The following is a 3,177-nucleotide window of genomic DNA, read 5'->3' as shown; positions in this document are numbered from 1 at the left end:
ACCGGTGTCCGCTCCCGTACGGCGCGCGAATTCCCGCACCCCGGCGAGTTGTTCCGGGCCGAAGCGGAAGTCGAGGGTGGTGAAGTAGCGCTGCAGCAGTCCGGCGTCGAAGGCCTCCCAGCGCGCCGCCTGCTCGGCGACCTTCACGACCTCTTCGAGGGAGAGGTCCCGGGAGGCGAGGAAGGCGTCGTGGACCTCCCTGACGATCTCGGGTTCGCGGGCCAGGTAGTCCTTGCGCGCGGCCCAGACGGCGAAGACGAACGGCAGTCCCGTCCACTCCTTCCACATCCGGCCCAGGTCGTGGACGGCCAGCCCCAGCCGGGGGGCGTCGTGCAGCGAGGCGCGCAGCGCGGCGTCGCCGATCAGCACCGCCGCCTCGGCCTCCTGCATCATCAGCCCCAGGTCAGGGGGGCAGGTGTAGTAGTCGGGCCGGACCCCGTACTGCTCGGCGAGGAGCAGCTGGGCGAGGCGTACGGAGGTGCGCGAGGTCGAGCCGAGGGCCACCCGGGCCCCGTCCAGCTGCTCCAGCGGGACCTGCGAGACGATCACGCAGGACATGACCGGGCCGTCGCAGCCGACGGCGATGTCCTGGAGGGCGACCAGCTGGTCCGCGTGGCGGAGGAACTCCACGAGGGTGACGGGGGCGATGTCGAGGTCGCCCTGGACGAGCCGCTCGCTGAGCTTCTCGGGGGTGTCCTTGGTCAGCTCCATGTCCAGCAGCGTGCCGGTGCGTGCGAGCCCCCAGTAGAGGGGCAGGCAGTTCAGGAACTGGATGTGGCCGACCCTGGGCCGGCTGCGATAGACGTCCACATCGCGAGACTAGCGGCGCTTCTCCGTCAGCGATCGAGCGGGTCTCAAACGTCCGGGTGACGTGATCTTTCCCTCTGGTCTCGGCCCGAGGGTGCGTGCTAGGCTCGACGCAAGTTGCAGTTTGGTTTCCCTTGCAGTACGAGGCCTGCGGAGCATGTAACCCGCGGGCTTTTGTAGTTTTCAGACTTCTTAGCAGGTTCTGGAGCAGGGCGACCCTTTGGCCCATAGGAGGGCTCATGGCTACCGGAACCGTGAAGTGGTTCAACGCTGAAAAGGGCTTCGGCTTCATCGCCCAGGACGGCGGCGGCCCGGATGTCTTCGTCCACTACTCCGCGATCAACGCCTCTGGCTTCCGCTCCCTCGAGGAGAACCAGCAGGTGAACTTCGACGTCACCCAGGGTCCGAAGGGCCCGCAGGCGGAGAACGTCACCCCGGCCTAGTCGCCAGGCCGACCCGATCGCGGTCGGATTTCGCAGTACCCAAGGAGCCCTGCCCCTGCCGTGCCAACGGGAGGGGCGGGGCTCCTGCCTTTTTCCTGCGGACCGGGGTCCGCCCCCGCCGTTCGGGGCCGACTTCTGGTTCCCCTGAGTGACGTCTCATCACACTGTGTGTACATCCGAAGAGTGCCGGGGATGTTCGGTCGCGGACATCGGGCCCGCACTCACGGAGGAATCGGATGACGAAGCTCGCTTGGGCCGCACGGGGGATTTCGGCGGCGACGGGGGCGGTGCTCCTCGGCTCGCTCATGGTGCCGTCGGCGGCCGCCAGTGGCGGCATGGACCACGACCCGCACCACAAGAAGGCCTCCTCGCATCCGGCCAAGGCGCCCGCCTCGCCGGACGACGAGCACAAGGAGAGGTGTTCCACGTCCCGCGACATCAGCACCGCCGGCTCCGACTTCGGCTTCCTGGCCGGCACGCTGTTCCGGCTCGCGACCGACCGGCGCGGACACGCCTTCCTCAACGACAGCCGCAACCCGGGCGTGTGGATCAACCTGGGGATCCTCGCCAACGCGCCGAAGTGCGTCACCGACACCGCCGCCTCGATCACCGAGGCCGGAACGCTCACCGTCAACCTGCTGGCCAGGGACGGTGTGATCCACCAGGCGCGCTGCACCGCCTCGGCGACGCCGTTCACCCCGGCGAACCTGCCGGCCGCCTGCGGCACGGGCTTCTCCCCCGTCGAGGACACCCCCGTATAAGGGTCCGCACACGAGAGCACGGCCGGTCGCGAGCGGCGACCGGCCGTGCTCTGGTGTGCGTGCTCCGGGCCCGGGTCAGGCCTTGGGCTCCGTCTTCGGGGCGGTGACCGTGACGTCCACGATCAGCTCCGCCCCGTCCGCCGTGGTCAGCCGCAGGTGGTAGGTGCCCGCGGGCGCGTCCGTGGTCAGCAGCTCCGGCAGGACGGTCTTCCCGTCGGCCCCGGTCTTGGGCAGCTCCACGGAGAACAGCTTCTGGCCGTCCGCCCCGCCCTTGAAGAACGGCCCCTTCGCCGTCTTCGGGTCGACGGGGACCCAGGCGCCCGGCTTGCCGGTGACCAGCTCGGCGGTGACCTTCAGCCCGGCCTCCGGCTTGCCGTCACGGGCGGCCAGGAACCGCAGGTCCTTGACCGAGGTGCCGGCCGCGACCTCGACCGCCGCGCCGCCGTCCGCACGGGTCAGCGCCACCGGCTTCTCGGCCGGCTTCTCGGTGACCTTGCCGGCCAGCGCCACGGTGAACTGGCCCTTGGAGTCGTAGGCCGTGGCCCGGAGGGTGAAGGTGCCCGCCTTCGGACCCGCCTTGAGGCGCGGGGCGGTGGCGATGCCCTGGGCGTCCGTGCGGACGACCACGCTCTGCTCGTTGACGAAGACGAAGCCCGTGCCGCCGGTGGTGTCCTGCTCGACCGCGACGACCACGGCCTGGCCGACGGCCGGCTTGCCGTCGCTGAGCACCGCCTTGAAGCGGGCGCCGTCCGCGAAGGTGCTGCCGGCCTCGGCCTCCAGCTTCGCGTCGCCGACCTGCCCCAGCCCGGCCAGCGCCGCGGGCGCCGGGGTCGGCTTGGACGGGTCCGGCGTCGGGGTGGGCTTCGGGTCGGGCTTGGGCGTCGGCTTGGGGTCCGGCGTGGGCGTGGGCTTCGACGCGGGCGGGTTCGGCGTCGGGACGTGCGGCGCGGTCGGGACGTGCGGCGCGGGCGGGGTCGGGTAGTTGCCGACGGGCGGGTTCGGGACCCCGGCGGTGCCGTCCTGCTGGTACTGGCGCATGTAGCCGAGCACGCTGTTCACGTACTCGCGCGACTGGTTGTAGCTGAGGATCGCCTTGTCGAGGTCGGCCGGGTTCGACAGGTCCTTGCCGCCCGAGCAGAGGTAGAGGCCCGCGCCCAGTGCCGCGT

General features: G+C 70.8%; 3 protein-coding genes and 1 pseudogene. 2 read left to right on the top strand and 2 right to left on the bottom strand.

Annotation, left to right across the window (positions count from 1 at the left end; genetic code table 11):
• A partial coding sequence (locus tag VR44_RS18100) for a menaquinone biosynthetic enzyme MqnA/MqnD family protein (RefSeq protein WP_045948561.1) occupies positions 1-810 on the bottom strand: 810 nt, incomplete at its 3' end.
• A gap of 236 nt (positions 811-1,046) precedes the next feature.
• Between VR44_RS18100 and VR44_RS18095 the strand changes: the two genes are divergently transcribed.
• Complete coding sequence (locus VR44_RS18095; protein WP_007265804.1) at positions 1,047-1,250, top strand: cold-shock protein; 204 nt, start codon at positions 1,047-1,049, stop codon at positions 1,248-1,250.
• 236 nt (positions 1,251-1,486) lie between these two features.
• Entirely contained in the window at positions 1,487-2,011 is a 525-nt protein-coding gene (locus VR44_RS18090; protein ID WP_157880346.1) for a hypothetical protein, read from the top strand.
• Between the two features lie 75 nt (positions 2,012-2,086).
• On the opposite strand, the pseudogene VR44_RS18085 reads toward VR44_RS18090, so the two are convergent.
• Positions 2,087-3,177 (bottom strand): annotated as a pseudogene (locus VR44_RS18085) (lytic transglycosylase domain-containing protein); the annotation flags it as partial.

Origin of the sequence: Streptomyces katrae, assembly GCF_000966975.1 — a bacterium.
GTDB classification, from domain to species: Bacteria; Actinomycetota; Actinomycetes; order Streptomycetales; family Streptomycetaceae; genus Streptomyces; species Streptomyces katrae.
The sequence above is the reverse complement of the archived record's forward strand: the minus strand, read 5'-3'. Positions and strand labels throughout refer to the sequence as shown.